Origin of the sequence: Vibrio sp. 05-20-BW147 (assembly GCF_013369385.1) — a bacterium.
GTDB classification, from domain to species: Bacteria; Pseudomonadota; Gammaproteobacteria; order Enterobacterales; family Vibrionaceae; genus Vibrio; species Vibrio floridensis.
On sequence record NZ_SZTO01000006.1, the window covers coordinates 208,494 to 224,908 of the forward strand.

15 protein-coding genes and 1 other annotated feature are annotated in these 16,415 nt (G+C 46.9%); of the genes, 8 read left to right on the forward strand and 7 right to left on the reverse strand.

Annotation, left to right across the window (positions count from 1 at the left end; translation table 11 throughout):
• Positions 1 to 107 precede the first annotated feature (107 nt).
• The 4 genes from FC652_RS07275 (at position 108) to yjjX (ending at position 3,479) form a co-directional block, all read left to right on the forward strand.
• A complete protein-coding gene (locus tag FC652_RS07275) occupies positions 108 to 833 on the forward strand; it encodes an outer membrane protein assembly factor BamD (protein WP_176298059.1) in 726 nt (241 codons plus the stop codon).
• 357 nt (positions 834 to 1,190) lie between these two features.
• Positions 1,191 to 1,514 (forward strand): ribosome-associated translation inhibitor RaiA, encoded by a 324-nt coding sequence (raiA, locus tag FC652_RS07280; protein ID WP_011078575.1) that lies wholly within the window; start codon positions 1,191 to 1,193, stop codon positions 1,512 to 1,514.
• A gap of 108 nt (positions 1,515 to 1,622) precedes the next feature.
• Positions 1,623 to 1,744, forward strand: a sequence feature (Phe leader region).
• Between the two features lie 13 nt (positions 1,745 to 1,757).
• Positions 1,758 to 2,936 carry a prephenate dehydratase gene (pheA, locus tag FC652_RS07285; RefSeq protein ID WP_176298060.1) on the forward strand — a complete coding sequence of 393 codons (1,179 nt, stop codon included), beginning with the start codon at positions 1,758 to 1,760 and terminating at the stop codon, positions 2,934 to 2,936.
• Positions 2,937 to 2,942: 6 nt separating this feature from the next.
• Complete coding sequence (gene yjjX, locus FC652_RS07290) at positions 2,943 to 3,479, forward strand: inosine/xanthosine triphosphatase (RefSeq protein WP_176298061.1); 537 nt, start codon at positions 2,943 to 2,945, stop codon at positions 3,477 to 3,479.
• Positions 3,480 to 3,508: 29 nt separating this feature from the next.
• Here the strand turns inward: yjjX and trpR are convergent, their stop codons facing one another.
• Together trpR and sltY are read right to left on the reverse strand one after the other, a co-directional pair.
• The gene (trpR, locus tag FC652_RS07295) at positions 3,509 to 3,817 is read right to left on the reverse strand and encodes a trp operon repressor (RefSeq protein ID WP_176298062.1); all 309 of its coding nucleotides are present in this window, start codon (positions 3,815 to 3,817) and stop codon (positions 3,509 to 3,511) included.
• A 15-nt stretch (positions 3,818 to 3,832) separates the two neighbouring features.
• The gene (sltY, locus tag FC652_RS07300) at positions 3,833 to 5,782 is read right to left on the reverse strand and encodes a murein transglycosylase (protein ID WP_176298063.1); all 1,950 of its coding nucleotides are present in this window, start codon (positions 5,780 to 5,782) and stop codon (positions 3,833 to 3,835) included.
• Positions 5,783 to 6,106: 324 nt separating this feature from the next.
• Between sltY and ettA the strand changes: the two genes are divergently transcribed.
• From ettA to FC652_RS07315, 3 genes are all read left to right on the forward strand, one after another.
• Positions 6,107 to 7,774: an energy-dependent translational throttle protein EttA gene (gene ettA, locus FC652_RS07305; protein ID WP_130249056.1), complete on the forward strand. Its 1,668-nt coding sequence runs from the start codon at positions 6,107 to 6,109 to the stop codon at positions 7,772 to 7,774.
• Between the two features lie 116 nt (positions 7,775 to 7,890).
• On the forward strand, positions 7,891 to 8,265 hold the full coding sequence (locus FC652_RS07310; RefSeq protein ID WP_176298064.1) for a PilZ domain-containing protein: 375 nt from the start codon (positions 7,891 to 7,893) through the stop codon (positions 8,263 to 8,265).
• Positions 8,266 to 8,293: 28 nt separating this feature from the next.
• Positions 8,294 to 9,298, forward strand: coding sequence for a M23 family metallopeptidase (locus FC652_RS07315; RefSeq protein ID WP_176298065.1), 1,005 nt, complete (start codon positions 8,294 to 8,296; stop codon positions 9,296 to 9,298).
• 72 nt (positions 9,299 to 9,370) lie between these two features.
• Here the strand turns inward: FC652_RS07315 and tyrA are convergent, their stop codons facing one another.
• The 3 genes from tyrA to nagZ all read right to left on the reverse strand — a co-directional run bounded on the left by tyrA (position 9,371) and on the right by nagZ (position 12,770).
• Positions 9,371 to 10,498, reverse strand: a complete 1,128-nt coding sequence (gene tyrA / locus FC652_RS07320) for a bifunctional chorismate mutase/prephenate dehydrogenase (RefSeq protein WP_011149565.1) — start codon at positions 10,496 to 10,498, stop codon at positions 9,371 to 9,373.
• Between the two features lie 19 nt (positions 10,499 to 10,517).
• Entirely contained in the window at positions 10,518 to 11,588 is a 1,071-nt protein-coding gene (locus tag FC652_RS07325; RefSeq protein WP_176298066.1) for a 3-deoxy-7-phosphoheptulonate synthase, read from the reverse strand.
• Between the two features lie 195 nt (positions 11,589 to 11,783).
• Complete coding sequence (gene nagZ / locus FC652_RS07330; protein ID WP_176298067.1) at positions 11,784 to 12,770, reverse strand: beta-N-acetylhexosaminidase; 987 nt, start codon at positions 12,768 to 12,770, stop codon at positions 11,784 to 11,786.
• 51 nt (positions 12,771 to 12,821) lie between these two features.
• Between nagZ and FC652_RS07335 the strand changes: the two genes are divergently transcribed.
• Entirely contained in the window at positions 12,822 to 13,985 is a 1,164-nt protein-coding gene (locus tag FC652_RS07335) for an anhydro-N-acetylmuramic acid kinase (RefSeq protein ID WP_080608668.1), read from the forward strand.
• A gap of 43 nt (positions 13,986 to 14,028) precedes the next feature.
• Here the strand turns inward: FC652_RS07335 and FC652_RS07340 are convergent, their stop codons facing one another.
• Together FC652_RS07340 and FC652_RS07345 are read right to left on the reverse strand one after the other, a co-directional pair.
• Positions 14,029 to 15,825: a sodium:proton antiporter gene (locus FC652_RS07340; protein WP_176298068.1), complete on the reverse strand. Its 1,797-nt coding sequence runs from the start codon at positions 15,823 to 15,825 to the stop codon at positions 14,029 to 14,031.
• 26 nt (positions 15,826 to 15,851) lie between these two features.
• Positions 15,852 to 16,193 (reverse strand): DUF2799 domain-containing protein, encoded by a 342-nt coding sequence (locus FC652_RS07345; RefSeq protein WP_011149558.1) that lies wholly within the window; start codon positions 16,191 to 16,193, stop codon positions 15,852 to 15,854.
• Positions 16,194 to 16,415: the final 222 nt, after the last annotated feature.

Genomic DNA, 16,415 nt, shown 5'->3' on the forward strand with positions numbered 1-16,415 from the left:
ATGCTCACTACTGTGGAAAAATAGTGTATTGCAACATTGTATCTGTTACTGACAAGAAAGTAACGGAAGCTTAAGAAATATTTAGAATCAAGGAATCGACTCCTGACATGAAACACCATACTTTAGCAGGCCTGCTCGCGGTATCAGTGTTGTTTGGCTGTTCAAGCAGTGAACAAATTGTGCCGGATGTGCCACCAGCAGAGCTGTATGCAGAAGCACAAACCTCTCTTCAAGGAGGAAACTGGCTCACAGCGATTGAGAAACTAGAAGCGCTAGATTCCCGCTACCCTTTTGGTGCTTACTCAGAACAAGTACAACTTGATTTGATTTACGCCTACTACAAGAACGATGATTTGGCCTTGGGTTTGGCGACCATTTCGCGTTTTACGCGTTTAAATCCCACACACGAAAAAATGGACTGGGTATTGTACATGCGTGGCCTCACCCACATGGCACAAGATCGCAACTTCATGCATGATTTGTTTAACGTTGATCGTAGTGATCGCGATCCTGAGCCAGTCAAACAAGCTTTTGATGATTTCAAAAAGCTGCTTGAGCGCTATCCAAACAGCCCATACGCGGAAGATTCGCAAAAACGCATGTTTGCTCTAAAAAACCGCTTAGCAGAATATGACTTAGCAACCGCCGATTACTATTTACGTCGCGAAGCATGGATTGCAGCCATCAACCGTTGCCAGGAGTTGCAGAAAACTTACCCAGATACCATTGCTGCTAGAAAATCACTCAAAATTCAGCTAGCAGCGTATAAAGAACTGGGCTTACAAGATGCCATCGCACGCACCGAAGAGCTAATACGTCTGAATCCACTCTAAAGACACGATGACAAGAAAAACTAAAACGCCGCTGACAATACAGCGGCGTTTTCATATAAACTGGAGTGACAAAGATCATAAAACGATATTGGTTACTTTTTGATACAACTCGTTATTTAAGCTGAACAACTCCCCTGAAAAGCAGTTGAATTTCAGCCATCTACTCTACCCAATCTACTGTTTTCCTATCGAAGCACAAGCTTTTTTCAAAGAAAAAACAACAAGGCTTGCGAAAGATCACATTCCTCTTGAACAATAAAAAATGCCCATAAGAATGTGATCCACATCACATTCTTTTATCCTTAAAATCGTAATCTGGAGTCAACCCATGAGGGATGCAACAGAGGAAACGCATTTATGAAACTAAACATCACTGGTAAAAACATCGAAATCACCTCTGCTATCCGCAATCACATTGAGAGCAAATTTAAAAAGCTAGAAAAATGGCAAACCGATATTATTAGTTGTCAAACGACCTTTAGTGAAGAACCTGGAAAACAGATGAAGTTCGAGGCCGTGATTAAGGTTCCTAAAGGACAGCTAATTGCTTCCGCGATTCATGAAGATCTATACGCAGCCATCAACGAGGTGGAACAAAAACTAGAACGACAATTGAACAAACTGCAACATAAGCCTGATGCACGTCGAGCTGAAAAACCAGAAGTCGTAGAAGAAGAGTAATCATCAACCAGATTGAGGGAATGGCGCCAAAAGGCGCCATTTTTTTGCTTGACGCTCAATGCTGGCTTGCTTATTGTGTTCCCACATTCACAAAAGTTTACTATTTATGCAAATCCACTCTCTGTTTATTTTTGACTTCTTTTTTCTTCGATAATGGAGAGGCCGACTCGTTTGTGAAAGAAAAGTCAAAAACAAACAGAAAGCCTCCCACATCGGGGGGCTTTTTTATTAAGGAACTGAGCGATGACAGAACAGCCACTTTCTCTCGATGAGATTCGTTTGCGATTAAATAACCTAGATGACCAATTGCTTAGCCTGCTTTCAGAGCGCCGTAAGCTCAGCATTGAAGTGGCTAAAAGCAAAGTCGAAACTTCAAAACCAGTTAGAGACGCTTCACGTGAGCAACAATTGCTAGTGAAACTGATTACGAATGGTCGTGAGAAGTATCAGCTCGACGCTCAGTACATTACCAAGCTGTTCCATACCATTATTGAAGATTCGGTGCTGCTGCAGCAATCATACCTGCAAAACCTGCTCAACCCAGAGCAGAGCCGAAAGCCTCTCGCTCGAGTCGCATTTCTTGGCTCTAAGGGCTCCTACTCGCATCTTGCCAGTCGCGAATACTTCAGTCGTAAGAATACAGAGCTTATCGAACTCAACTGCGAGCACTTTAAAGAAGTCACCCAAACCGTGGAATCGGGCCATGCCGATTTTGGCGTTTTGCCGATTGAAAACACCAGCTCAGGCTCGATCAACGAAGTTTACGACTTACTGCAACACACCACGCTCTACATTGTTGGTGAGCTGACACAACCCATTGAGCATTGCTTGGTGGCCACCAAAGATGTGCGTCTCGAAGAAATAAAAGTGCTCTACTCTCACCCTCAACCGCATCAGCAATGCAGCGAGTTTTTAAGTCGCTTAAAAGGGGTAACCCTGAAATCGTGCGCGAGCACCGCTGATGCAATGAAGAAAGTGCAAGAACTCAATCGTGATGATGTGGCGGCAATTGGCAACGCATCCAGTGGCAAACTTTACGGGCTGCAACCAATTCAGGGCAACATAGCCAACCAAACAGAGAACCACACTCGTTTTATTGTCGTGGCACGTAAGCCAGTTGAAGTGTCCACTCAGATCCCGGCCAAAACAACGCTGATCATGTCGACCTCACAAAAAGCGGGCTCATTAGTGGAAACCTTACTGGTACTGCAGCGTTATGGCATCAATATGACCAAGCTAGAATCGCGTCCTATCATGGGCAATCCTTGGGAAGAAATGTTCTATGTCGATCTCGAAGCGCACCTCGACTCTGAAGAGATGCAGTTGGCACTTGGCGAGCTCACAAAGATCACTAAGCATTTAAAAGTATTAGGATGCTACCCAAGCGAGAACGTGAAAGCGACACAAGTTAAACTGAGCTAAAAGATCATGACAACGCAAAAAGTCATTATTGCTTCGCTGAACCCAGCCAAAATCACCGCAGTGGAAAGCGCGTTCACAAGTACCTTTCCCGATAGCGCCTTTGAATTTGTGGGGGTGAATGTCCCTAGCGAAGTGGCCGATCAGCCAATGAGCGACAGCGAGACTCACCTTGGTGCTCTTAATCGAGTCAGAAATGCTAAGGCTTGCCGATCAGACGGTGCATTTTATGTTGGTTTGGAAGCAGGCATTGATGGTAACGTCACCTTCGCTTGGATGGTGATTGAATCTCACACTCATCGTGGCGAATCTCGTTCAGCCAGTTTGATGTTGCCACCGAATGTCATTGCCAAATTGGCCAATGCAAACGAGCTGGGGGATGTGATGGATGAGGTGTTTGGCACCGAGAATATTAAACAAAAAGGTGGAGCGATCAGTTTATTGACGCAAAACCAGCTCACTCGTAGCTCGGTCTACCATCAAGCGTTAATCTTAGCCTTAATTCCTTTTACCAATCCTGAGCATTTCCCTGCCAACTTAAGCTAGGATAAGAACTCAAGAGTAAAAAGGCGGTATCAACCGCCTTTTTTCGTCCCTTCCAATAACTGATTCAAGCGCGCTTTATCTTCATCTGACTTTAACTTCAGCTCATTGGAACCTCGAGTAATGGTCGCAATACCAACGCCCAACATTTGGCTGATTTGTCGCTGGGAAAGCTCACCTTTTAACAACTCACGTACAATATTAACTCTGGAGATGAGCGCTTCTCGCTCGTCAGGCGTCATTAACATCGTCAGCAACATATCATGCTGTTCTTGCTCTACGCTGATTTTCACCAAATCGACGATTTGTTGCCAGTCGTTATATTCCGGTTGTTGCGACATTACTTTTTACCTATCTCAGTATTTGGCCTCGAGTTCATGCTGGTTTAGAAACGCCCCATCAACACCAAGAATATCTCGGTAATAGGTTTCAAACATCAGGATATTTTGTACATATCCACGCGTTTCTCTAAACGGAATGGCTTCAATAAAGGCATACGCATCTAACTTACCAGCCGTTCTTTCTCGCCAGCTTTTCACTCGATGTGGGCCTGCATTATAAGCGGCAAACGCAAAAATTCGATTATTATCGTACTGTTCCAATAAACCATTGAGATAGTGGCTGCCAATTTCGATGTTCTTACCGACTTGGTACAAGTCATCAGAGCCTTCATAGCTCAATTGATACTTTTGGGCTGTGTACTTGGCGGTTGCGGGCATTATTTGCATGATGCCGCGCGCACCGACTGGAGAGGTAGCTTCGGCATCCATACCACTCTCCTGACGGGCAAGTGACATCAACATAATAGGATCAATATCGTGCTTCTCAGCATAGAAATTGAACCACCAGCGATGCGCCACCGGAAAACGAATCTCCATGTTGTCCCACATTTGCGCCGCAATACTGGCCGTCACGGTGAGATGATACCAGCGCTTTGAGGCCGCATAGACCGCAAGCATACCTTGCATTTGTTCGTCACTGCGTGACAGCAGGTATTGCCACTCACTTTTCGCTGCTGCGATTTTGTCTAAAGTAATCAGTTCTTCAATTCGAGCAAGAGATTCGTAGTAAGGCTCAATACTCTGACTATCGAGTTTCAACGTCGACGTTGGATAATTAATCGACTGCCCGATCTCTTTAGCAGCCGCGACACTATAGAAATTGCGTTGCCCAATTAATTGGCTAAGGCGCTTTTTACCTTGTGTTTGGTTACCCAATGCAATTTCACTGCGTCCCAACCAGTACTGCCAACGCAGTGAGTTCTGCTGCTCGCCATCCAGCTTACTAATCCAAGATTGTACACCTTTCCAATCCGCTTCTTGTAAGGCAAGCCTGATACGTCGTTCAAGCAAATTCTGCTTGTGGGATTTTTTTAAAACCGCATCTCGCCATGCGGCTAATGATGGAGAGTCGGTATTTATCAGCCGAAATGCCAAATACTCGGCCAACTCTTGCGCTTGTATTGTAGAAAAACGTTGAGATTTAATCACTTGGTCATAAACAGCTTGGGCCTGATGGATGTCCTTTCTCGCCAGCTTCTCCAACGCAAGTTGGCTCTGTTTGCGGTAGAAATCACTGGCTTTGTGCTTTTTGGCAAACTCCGCAACTGACTCTGGTCTATTGAACAACGCCTTCATTTCTTTGACCTGTTGCTTAGCGAGATTGCCTTTAGGCAACTTCATCAGGTAGGTCATCAATTTGCTGTTTTTTTGCTCAAACGCCAACAGCATGCGCTGTACAATAAGCTCATCACTGCGGGCACCAGCCTGCTCCCAAACGGTAAACAGATGATCACACTGTTCGGCAACGTCAAGCCCACTCAACCATAGCTGCTTTGCACCTTTGAAAGCGAATTCCTTTTGGCCTTGCTGGTACTGAGCATAATAGTAAATGCACTGATAGCTTTCTCCCTTCGGCTCTTGGCGTTGAAAGTCAATGACATCCGACCAAGCTTGCTGACGATATAAGCTGTCTAAGTAAGGCGCGCGAATGCGTTGCGAGAAAGGATAGTCACGGCTACTTTCAATAAAATGCTCAACCTCTTGAGGTGTTTTGGAAGACAACTGCGCAAGAAAAAATCGGTAATCCAAATACGGCGTGAGCGCGTAATCGTCCAACTGAGAACGAATCTCCAAATACCGCTCACTATTGTTTTCATCTAAAAACTGCTGTGCTTGTTCATATAACACGCGTTGTTTCTTTAAAGTGACCACTCCTGCGGCTGTTGCGGGTAAGCTAACGGCGCATCCCAATGTGAATACTAGTAACGATTTCGTTACCCCTCTCCCCAAACTCATTAATGTCATTTTCGCCACATCCCCGGACGTTTTTGTATAGCGTTCATTGCTCTTAAAAAGTGCCACAAAGCAAAATGATATGCACCCAATTACATCGTTCTGTTATCGTATTGTAAAGATAACAGATGTAAATAATCGTGATAGCATTTTAATGAAACACAGTTACACACTAATGCGGTCATCGTGTTGTCAATTTTATTCATTTTCAGGCCAATCTCTGTGAGCAGAATAGTGTGGAATGGCCACTGAAATTCACCTTGGACAGTAACAAATCTGCTGCAGTTGATATAAAATATTGCCTCTATGTGGATTTAAATTTAGGAACGATCGGCAATGGCTGAATACGTATATACCATGTCGCGGGTGAGCAAAATCGTGCCACCTAAGCGTCAAATTCTCAAAGACATCTCTCTAAGCTTCTTCCCTGGTGCCAAAATTGGTGTTTTGGGCCTAAACGGTTCTGGTAAATCGACCCTATTGCGCATCATGGCTGGTCTGGATACCGATATTGATGGCGAAGCGCGTCCACAACCTGGTTTGAAAGTGGGCTACCTTCCACAGGAACCGGTTCTCGACGAAAGCAAAACCGTACGTGAAGTGGTCGAAGAAGCCGTTGCCGATGTGGCGGGTGCATTGAAACGTCTTGACGAAGTGTACGCCGCTTATGCCGATCCGGATGCGGATTTCGATGCGCTTGCAAAAGAACAAGGCGAGCTTGAAGCTCTGATTCAAGCCAAAGATGGCCATAACTTAGATAACGCGCTTGAGCGTGCTGCGGATGCACTGCGTCTTCCAGAGTGGGATCAAAAAGTAGCGCACCTGTCCGGTGGTGAACGTCGCCGTGTGGCTATTTGTCGTCTACTGCTTGAAAAACCAGATATGCTGCTGCTTGACGAACCAACCAACCACTTAGATGCAGAATCGGTCGCTTGGTTGGAACGTTTCCTCGTGGATTACTCAGGCACTGTTGTGGCCATTACCCACGACCGCTACTTCCTAGACAACGCTGCGGGCTGGATTTTGGAACTGGACCGTGGTGAAGGTATTCCATGGCAAGGCAACTACACCTCATGGCTAGAGCAAAAAGATGCGCGTCTACAACAAGAAGCGTCTCAAGAAAAAGCTCGCCAGAAAACCATTGAGAAAGAACTGGAATGGGTTCGTCAAAACCCTAAAGGTCGCCAAGCCAAATCGAAAGCGCGTATGGCACGCTTTGAAGAGCTACAGAATACCGATCACCAGAAACGTAACGAAACCAACGAGTTGTTCATCCCACCTGGTGAGCGCTTAGGTGATAAAGTCATCGAAGTGAAGAATTTGACTAAGTCATTCGACGGCCGTGTTCTGATCGACGATCTTTCATTCAGCATGCCTAAAGGGGCTATCGTCGGCATCATCGGTGCCAACGGTGCGGGTAAATCAACTCTATTCAAGATGCTGAGTGGTGTTGAACAGCCTGATTCCGGTACTATCGAGATGGGCGAAACGGTGAAACTGGCGTCGGTTGATCAATTCCGTGATTCAATGAACGACAAAAACACTGTGTTCAAAGAGATCTCTGAAGGTGCGGACATCATCAAGATCAACAACTTCGAGCTGCCAGCACGAGCATACTGCTCTCGCTTTAACTTCAAAGGCGTGGATCAACAGAAAGTGATCGGCGAGCTGTCAGGTGGCGAACGTAACCGCGTTCACTTAGCGAAACTGCTCAAAGCCGGTGGCAACGTACTCTTACTAGACGAACCAACCAACGACCTTGACGTTGAAACCTTACGTGCACTAGAAGAAGCGCTGCTTGAGTTCCCAGGCTGTGCTATGGTGATCTCGCACGACCGTTGGTTCCTCGACCGTATTGCGACTCACATCATTGATTACCGTGACGAAGGTCAGGTTAACTTCTACGAAGGCAACTATACTGAGTACATGGAGTGGCTGAAAAAGACTCTTGGTCCTGCGGCAGCAGAACCGCACCGTATCAAATACAAGCGTATGACTAAATAGAAGATTATTGCTTGAATTTTGTACAAAGGCCGCTAATATAGCGGCCTTTATTTTCATTACGGTTTAGTGTCCCAATTACTATCCAGCCCGAAAACGGAAACTTTGAGAGAGTAAATATGACTGAACGACGTCGATTTTCACGCATCATCTACCAAGTCTCTGCGATCGTAAAGCAAGGGCAATATGTGCTGCATACTACGATTCAGGATCTCTCACTGCATGGACTGTTGTTACGTACTGATTCCATTCATACGTTAAAAAACAACGACAAAGTGCTGGTGGACTTCACACTTTCTGATAGTGATATTGATATCAGTCTCGAAGCCGATGTTGTGGGCTTTGATCAACAGACAATCCGACTTAAGATTAACCACATTGATATTGATAGTATCAGTCATCTGAAACGCTTGGTTGAACTTAATGTGGGCGATGATGAGTTACTGCACCGAGAGATCGAGCATTTGTCGGATCTTGGTGACGAAACCAGTTGAATTGCCTAGCCAATAAAAATATTTAACTATGTCGAAAAAAATCACCGTGCAGATCCCCACTCACAATGGGGATCAGCTTTTTTATTTGGGTAAAGGCACAATCGCAGCCTTACTGCTCTCTATCACCGCTTTACCACTGACTTTAGGCGGTGGCTGGTATCTATACCAGCAGCAAAGCTTACAGTCACAAGAATTACATGCGCAAATTAATGTACTCAATTCTGAAAAGCAGCGGCTACTTGCTGACTATCAAGAGCAGCTAGACACCAATCACTCTCTGTCGCAGACGTTGACCGAAAAAAGTAACCAAATTCAGTTACTGGGTAAACGTGTTTTCGATGTGGAGTCCGTTTTGGGCATTGCGGATGAAGAAATCATTGACGATGAAGCGACGTTGGAAGAGCGCATCGATACTGCAGCTATTGACTCCGCAGTACGAGCCACCATGTTCCGCTTGATCCCAAATGATTCCCCAATGTCTTACTTGCGCGTCTCTTCTTCGTTTGGGCGTCGAACCAACCCGATCTCAGGCAAGCGTCATACCCATACCGGTATTGATCTCACCTGTAAGCGCGGGGAAGAAATCGTGGCACCTGCCGATGGGGTGATTGAAACGGTGCGGCCAAGTAAGAAAGGCTTTGGCAACTTCATCACCATGCGTCATTCTTTTGGTTTCATGAGCTCTTATGCCCATTTGCAGAGCTTTAATGTCAAAAGCGGCCAATTTGTCAGTAAAGGCGATGTGATTGCCACTTGTGGTAACTCAGGGAACTCAACCGGCCCTCACTTGCATTACGAAGTGCGTTTTTTAGGCCGAGCCCTCAATCCACAGTACACCATGGATTGGAACCAAGAGAACTTCAACTATCTGTTTGAAAAAGAGAAAACGGTTAAATGGAGTCCTTTGGTTAAGATGATTGATAATGTGGTTCGCTTACAAGTCAATCTCACCAAATCCCCCTATCGTGACACCAGTATTGACACGGTTTCCAGTGAAGAGAATAGCGTCGACCCAAGCTTGCAAACCAACTAATGCAATAGGTAAGCCGAAAATAGAAAGAGCAGCATCTGGCTGCTCTTTTTCTATTTCTAATACGCTTAAATGTTAATCACGATGCAAGTTATCATTCGCTTGTTTGAGTAAATTTTGGCTTTCCGCCATAAACTGCTGCGAATACCCCCCAAACCAATCGCTCACTTGCGTGAAACGTTCAACAAAACGCGCTTTATCGTGCTGATCTAACATCTCTAGTGCCTCGCCAAAGCGGCGATGGAAACGCTTGATCATGTCGATGTTCTCTTGCGACGAAAGAATAATGTCGCCATACAAGTTTGGATCTTGGGCAAACAGACGCCCTACCATCGCTAACTCAAGACGGTAAATGGGCGAGCTCAGTTTCAGCAGTTTATCGAGACTTGGATTTTCCTGACTCAAATGCATGCCGTACGCAAAGGAAGTAAAGTGCCTTAACGCTTGAATTAACGTCATGCCGTGGTCGTGTTCGCTGGCCTCAATTTGGCACAAGCTTGCCCCCCAAATCTTAAACTGCTGCAGCAACCACTGATATTGCTCAGCACCTCGACCATCACAGTAGACAATCACTTGCTTGGCTAAACTCGGCACATCAGGACCAAACATAGGGTGCAAACCAACAACCGGCCCCGAGTGCACATCGAGCATGGTTTTCAGCGGCTTCGACTTGATCGAAGTGAGGTCACACAAGATGCAATCCGATGGCAGTTGGGTCAGCTTTTCAATCACCCCTTGGGTTAAATGAATCGGCACGGTAACCACCACCAATCCTGCCCCATCCAATATCTCATCAGCGCGGTGCCAATCCTTACTGCCTAAGATTTTGACCTGGTAACCCGAGAGGGTAAACATGCGAGCAAACAGCCCCCCCAACTGGCCATGACCACCAATGATCACGACAGAGCGCAAGTCCGGATTGAGACATTTAAACCCAGAATCTTTCTCACTGGCATAAGATTCACGCATGGTTCGGCGCAAAATGTCCTCAATGAGTTGTGGAGGTACACCGATTTTTTCGGCTTCTGCACGACGAGAGGCCAGCATCGCCGCTTCTCTATCGGGTGCATAAATCGGTAAGCCATGTTGGCTTTTCACATGGCCAACTTGCTCTACCAATGCCAAGCGCTGAGCCAATAGCGCCAACATCTGTTTGTCTACTGCATCAATCTGTTCACGCAATGCGTTCAGTTCAACTGCCATGATTTACCTTGCTCTATCCTTATTTGAGACGGTTTTCTAAATGCGGCACTAACTCTCTGTGTGCTTTACGCAATAGTGCCTCAGTTGCCTGCCAATTGATACAGGCGTCGGTAATAGAAACACCGTACTGCATCTCAGAAAGCGGTAAATCTGAGGATTGATTACCTTCATTAATGTGGCTTTCAATCATCAAACCAATGATCGATTTGTTGCCTTCGCGAATTTGATGAATCACATCTTCGGCGACTAAAGGCTGACGACGGTAATCTTTGCGTGAATTGGCATGGCTACAATCCACCATCAATGACGCATCCAAACCCACTTTGGCCATGTCTTGCTCACACTCCGCCACAGACACAGAATCGTAGTTGGTCTGCTTACCACCACGCAGAATCACGTGACCATTTGGGTTGCCTTGAGTCGTCAATAATGCCACTTGTCCTTGCGCATTGATCCCCATAAAACGGTGGCTGGAAGAGGCCGCTTGCATCGCGTTAATCGCCGTTGACAAGCTGCCATCCGTGCCATTTTTAAAACCAATCGGCATAGACAAACCACTGGCCATTTCACGGTGAGTTTGTGATTCTGTCGTACGCGCACCAATCGCAGCCCAACTGAATGTATCAGCCAAGTATTGCGGGCTAATTGGGTCGAGCGCTTCTGTCGCCAGAGGGATCTCCATTTCAGCCAGCTCCACCAGCAATTGACGGCCAACATGCAGACCATGCTCAATATCAAAGCTACCATCCAGATGAGGGTCGTTGATGAGCCCTTTCCAACCCACAGTAGTACGAGGTTTTTCAAAGTAAACACGCATCACAATATACAGTTGATCGCTTAACTCGGCAGAGAGCGCTTTTAGGCGACGCGCGTAATCCTTTGCCGCGTCCAGATCGTGAATAGAACAAGGACCACAAACCACCAGCAGACGATGATCTTGCTTATGAATAATATTGGCGACGGTATTACGCGACTCTTGAATGAAGCGGCGGGCGTTGTCGCTCAGTGGCAGTTTCTGTTTTAGCTGTTCTGGCGTAATCAGCACTTGTTCATCGCTGATATTAATATTGCTTAGTTCACTTTTCTGCATGACACTCAAACCTGTATATTATTTTTTACACCCTCATATCCCTGAGAGCCAAAACCTGTTTGAACACAAGTTATCAGGGTTGAATTAAAAATCAACCGTAAACAATAAAAAACATTAAGTGTAAAAAATAAATTACACACAATAAAAAAACCAAAGCACCTCGCTTTGGTTTTCAAGTTCGTCTTTTGTTAAGTTTTAGTGGCCCAGTATGCGTAGCATGTTGTCTCTTGCTTCTTTCCATTGCGGCGCCAATTTCAGTTCAGAAAGGCTGAAGCTGCGTTTCTTCAACAAGGATAATGCCAAGGGAACCTCGACGATAGGCAGTGCGTCCAAGGCTGCCACTTGTGCATCGCGTTTATTGCACATCAAAAGCATGTCACAGCCCGCATTCAATGCTTGTAAAGCTCTATCTGCAGGGCCTCCCATCACGGCGGCCCCTTCCATGGTGAGATCATCAGAAAAAATTAAGCCCTTGAAGCCCAATTGCTGGCGTAATACCTGTTTTAACCAATATTCTGAACCACTCGCTGGTTGAGGATCGTAATGCGGGTAAATCACATGCGCAGGCATCATGGCGTCTAATAGACCTGCCTCGATTTGCGTTTTGAAGATTGCCATATCCTGCTCAACAATATCGCTTCGTTGATCAAACGGGGTTTCAAGATGCGAATCTGCCACCACGCCGCCATGACCTGGGAAGTGTTTGCCCGTTGTTGCCATCCCCACCGCTTTCATGCCCTGCATGTAGGCACTGCTATGGCACAAAATAGTCTGCGTGTCTTCACCAAACGCTCGGTTGCCAATCGCTTTACATCCAAAGCCTTGGTCTAACACGGGGGCAAAACTCAGGTCGATATCATGAGCAATCAGTTCGGCCGCCATCAGCCAACCGCCCATTTGTGCCATCGCTTGCCCATTGGCTTGTTTGGCATACTCTGCCGCGGCAGGAATCAGAGAAAAACCATCACGGAAACGCTGAACTCGCCCTCCCTCTTGGTCGACGCCAATCAGAAAAGGACGTTTGACCACTTGGCGAATGGCCGCAGTGAGCGCCAACAGCTGTTCACTGTCGTGATAGTTGCGGGTAAATAAGATCAATCCGCCAACGGATGGATGCTGTAAAATTTCTTTGTCTTCTGCATTCAGTTCATAACCTGCGACATCAACCCAAAGTGGCCCCATTTTTCTCTCCAAAATAGACGGAATATCTCAAACTCATCGAGGTTATTCCGAATGAATTTGCATTACAATGGTTTGCATGATGAAAACACAATGGAATTGAGTGTGAGCACAAAAGAGTTATATATCGGTGTCATGTCCGGCACGAGTATGGATGGGGTAGATTGTGCCCTCGTGGAGTTCGACCAAGAGCAAGTCCGCTTAATTGCCCACAGTGACTACCCAATGCCAGCAGACTTACGCCAGCAACTGCTCTCCGTTTGCACTGGGCAAGCCACCAACTTAAAGCAGATTGGCGAACTTGATCACCGCCTCGGCCATCTTTTTGCCGATGCCGTGATGGATTTGCTCAGCCAAGCAGGCGTCGACGCGAGCCAGATTCGCGCTATCGGTAATCATGGCCAAACGGTATTTCATCAACCGAATGGCGAGTTTCCTTTTACCACCCAATTGGGCGACGCCAACATTATTGCCACCCGCACCAACATTGACACCGTGGCAGATTTTCGTCGCAAAGACATGGCATTGGGCGGCCAGGGCGCCCCTTTGGTTCCGGCTTTTCATCAAAGTGTATTTGCGCTGCAAGATTCCACTACCGTGGTGTTGAACATCGGCGGGATTGCCAATATCTCAGTGCTCCACCCAACTCGCCCTGTTCTTGGTTACGACACAGGACCAGGGAATATGTTGATGGATGCTTGGTGTGAAACACACACACAACAGAATTATGACAAAGACGCACGGTTTGCTCTTCAAGGAGAGGTGAATGAAGCGTTACTGAATACGCTGTTGCAAGAGCCTTATTTGTATCAAGACGCCCCAAAGAGCACAGGGCGCGAGCTTTTCAATATGAAATGGTTGAGAGCAAAACTGCAAGGGCAGAACTATCGAAGCGAAGATGTACAGCGCACCTTGTGTGAGTACACCGCCTTAACCATTAGTAAAGAAGTTGAGCGCTTTCGCTATGGTCCAACACCGCAGTTGCTGGTTTGTGGTGGCGGCGCGCGTAACCCACTGTTGATGCAACGATTGCAGCAACAGCTGCCTCAGTGGCAGGTCTCAACGACCGATGCAAAAGGGGTCAGTGGGGACTACATGGAAGCCATGGCGTTTGCTTGGTTGGCCTATCGCCACCTGCACCGCTTACCAAGCAATTTACCCGAAGTGACTGGCGCGAGCCGCTTGGCGAGCCTCGGTGTACTCTACCCCAAAGCCTAGATAAAACGCGGTGACGGGTAGATGCCTGTCACCGCGTGAAATTTTAGGCTTCTTGCACCTTGATCAAAGAGACTATCGTCTCTCCTTCTTTTGGCGAGAAGTTCGCACTGTTGTGGCAAATTTGCACACGCCCATTGGTATCCACCACAAACAGCGGCAATACGTAATTATTCGCGTGCGTCTCACGATAGTCTGCGTACGTGTAGTTTTCACTGATCTTGGTGTGACGCACTTCCGCCCCTTGATTGATCAGGCTGGCTAACTTTTTATAACTGATCGCCTCATCTAAGAATGGCAGCCCTTTGTAGCCATCGGACACCGAATGTTTGTCACCCGAGCCATTGCCATTGGACTTATCGTACAAACAGAAAATCCGCTTATCACTGAAGTCGTTGAGAAAGTGCATACACGCCATAATGTTGAAGTAGCGATCAGGACTCAGCGCCACCACATGCCCGATGCCAATTAAGTTGAGGTACTCATCAGCATGGCTCGATACCGGATTCCCAAAGTAGTGCTCTAAGCCTGCCATGCGTGCTTGACGAATGTAATCCCAGTTCGAATCCGTTAACACCACGCGGCAATCGTACTTGTTGATTGCCTGCGCTAATGTACGCGCGACATCGTTCGCTCCGATGATCAAAAAACCTTTTGGAGCGGGTTCTGACACCCCTAGTGCCACCGCCATTGGCCGAGCGGTTGCACTTTGCAGCACTACAGTGCCAATAATCACCATAAAGGTAAGTGGCACTAACAACGCAGCCTCAGACATGCCGAGTGACTCTAACTTGATCGCAAACAACGATGAAATGGACGCGGCGACAATGCCACGTGGCGCAACCCAAGCCAGAAAGGCCTTTTCTTTACCATTAAGCGAGCTGCGCAGCGTCGCAAGATAGATAGATACCGGGCGAGAGACAAACTGAATAAACGCGAATAAGACCAAGGCGCTGATGCCGAGTGTGTAAAAGTCTTCCGGCTGGATACGCGCCGCCAACAAAATGAACAAGCCAGTAATGAAGAGAATGGTGAGATGCTCTTTAAAGTGAAGAATATGCTTGATATCCACCCCTTTGGAGTTGGCTAACCACATCCCCATCACTGTGACCGTTAATAGACCCGATTCATGCTCCAGATGATTCGAGAGCGCAAACACGCCCAGCACTAAGCTTAAAACGGCAAACGGTTGTAGGTATTCAGGCAGCCAGCCACGGCGCAGTACCACCGCGAGAAACTGACCAAACAGAACGCCTAATCCAAGGCCAATGGCCAGAATCCACGCCAATACCACCAAACTGTGCGTTTCACTGCTGGAGACAATAAACTCATACACCATCACCACAAACAGTGCGCCGAGCGGATCGATCAAAATCCCCTCCCAACGCAAAATATTGGAGAGACGCGTTGATGGCCTAACGGTGCGCAACAGCGGCACAATCACCGTTGGTCCGGTGACCACGGTCAAGCTACCAAACAACAACGCAAGCGGCCAATCAAACCCCAGCAGATAGTGAGTTGCGGTACTGGTTAATCCCCATGAAACCACCGCACCGAGCGTCACTATGCTCCAAACGGTGTTACTGACACCGCGTATTTCGCGAAAGTTCAGCGTTAAGCTGCCTTCAAACAGAATCACAGCGACCGCTAATGACACCATAGGAAAAAGCAATTCGCCCAAAAGCAGCTCTGGCTGAAGCCAGCCACTCACCGGCCCAACCAATAAGCCCGCCACCAATAAAAATAGAATTGCAGGCAGTTTTAACCGCCAAGCAAACCACTGACAGGCAAGCCCTATTATCCCTATACCAGCAAGCCATAATGCGGTTGTTTCGGTTTGCATATCCGTTGCCTCATCCGTTGGGTTAATTAGTTTTGGTATTCATTCCAACCACGCTGCCATTCCATGCGGAATTTTTGTGCTTGCTCTGTCCCTTCACAAACGCCTTCATAGTATTGACCAGAGAGTCCCATCTGATAGGCAAAATCGGGGTTACAATATTCCGCTACCCCTTCAAGGTAACCTTGTTCATAGTCACTTTTGTTCACTTCACCTAACTCCGCCAACGCTTTATAGCTACGCTGAGTGTGTCCTGCGATACCATCTTGATAACCAATTTGCTGCCAATCGCCTTGCTGAGCGAGTTGCTCTGTTGAAGCGACGCAACCCGCCAGCAGAAACACGGCCAATCCTAGCGCACTTGTTTTCATTCCATTTCCTTAACTGATTGTTTGTGCAAATACATTATCATTAAAAACAGCGAATATGCCGCTCGTGCACAAAAAATAGTTTTGTTCCGACCATTGAGCAAACGTTAAAACCACTTAATTGGCCCATCGACCACTCAACTCGATATTCGACCACTGACTTCATCACCGAATGCATCTCGCCAAACCAAGCTTTACTATCCATCCTGAGCTTAATTAATTATC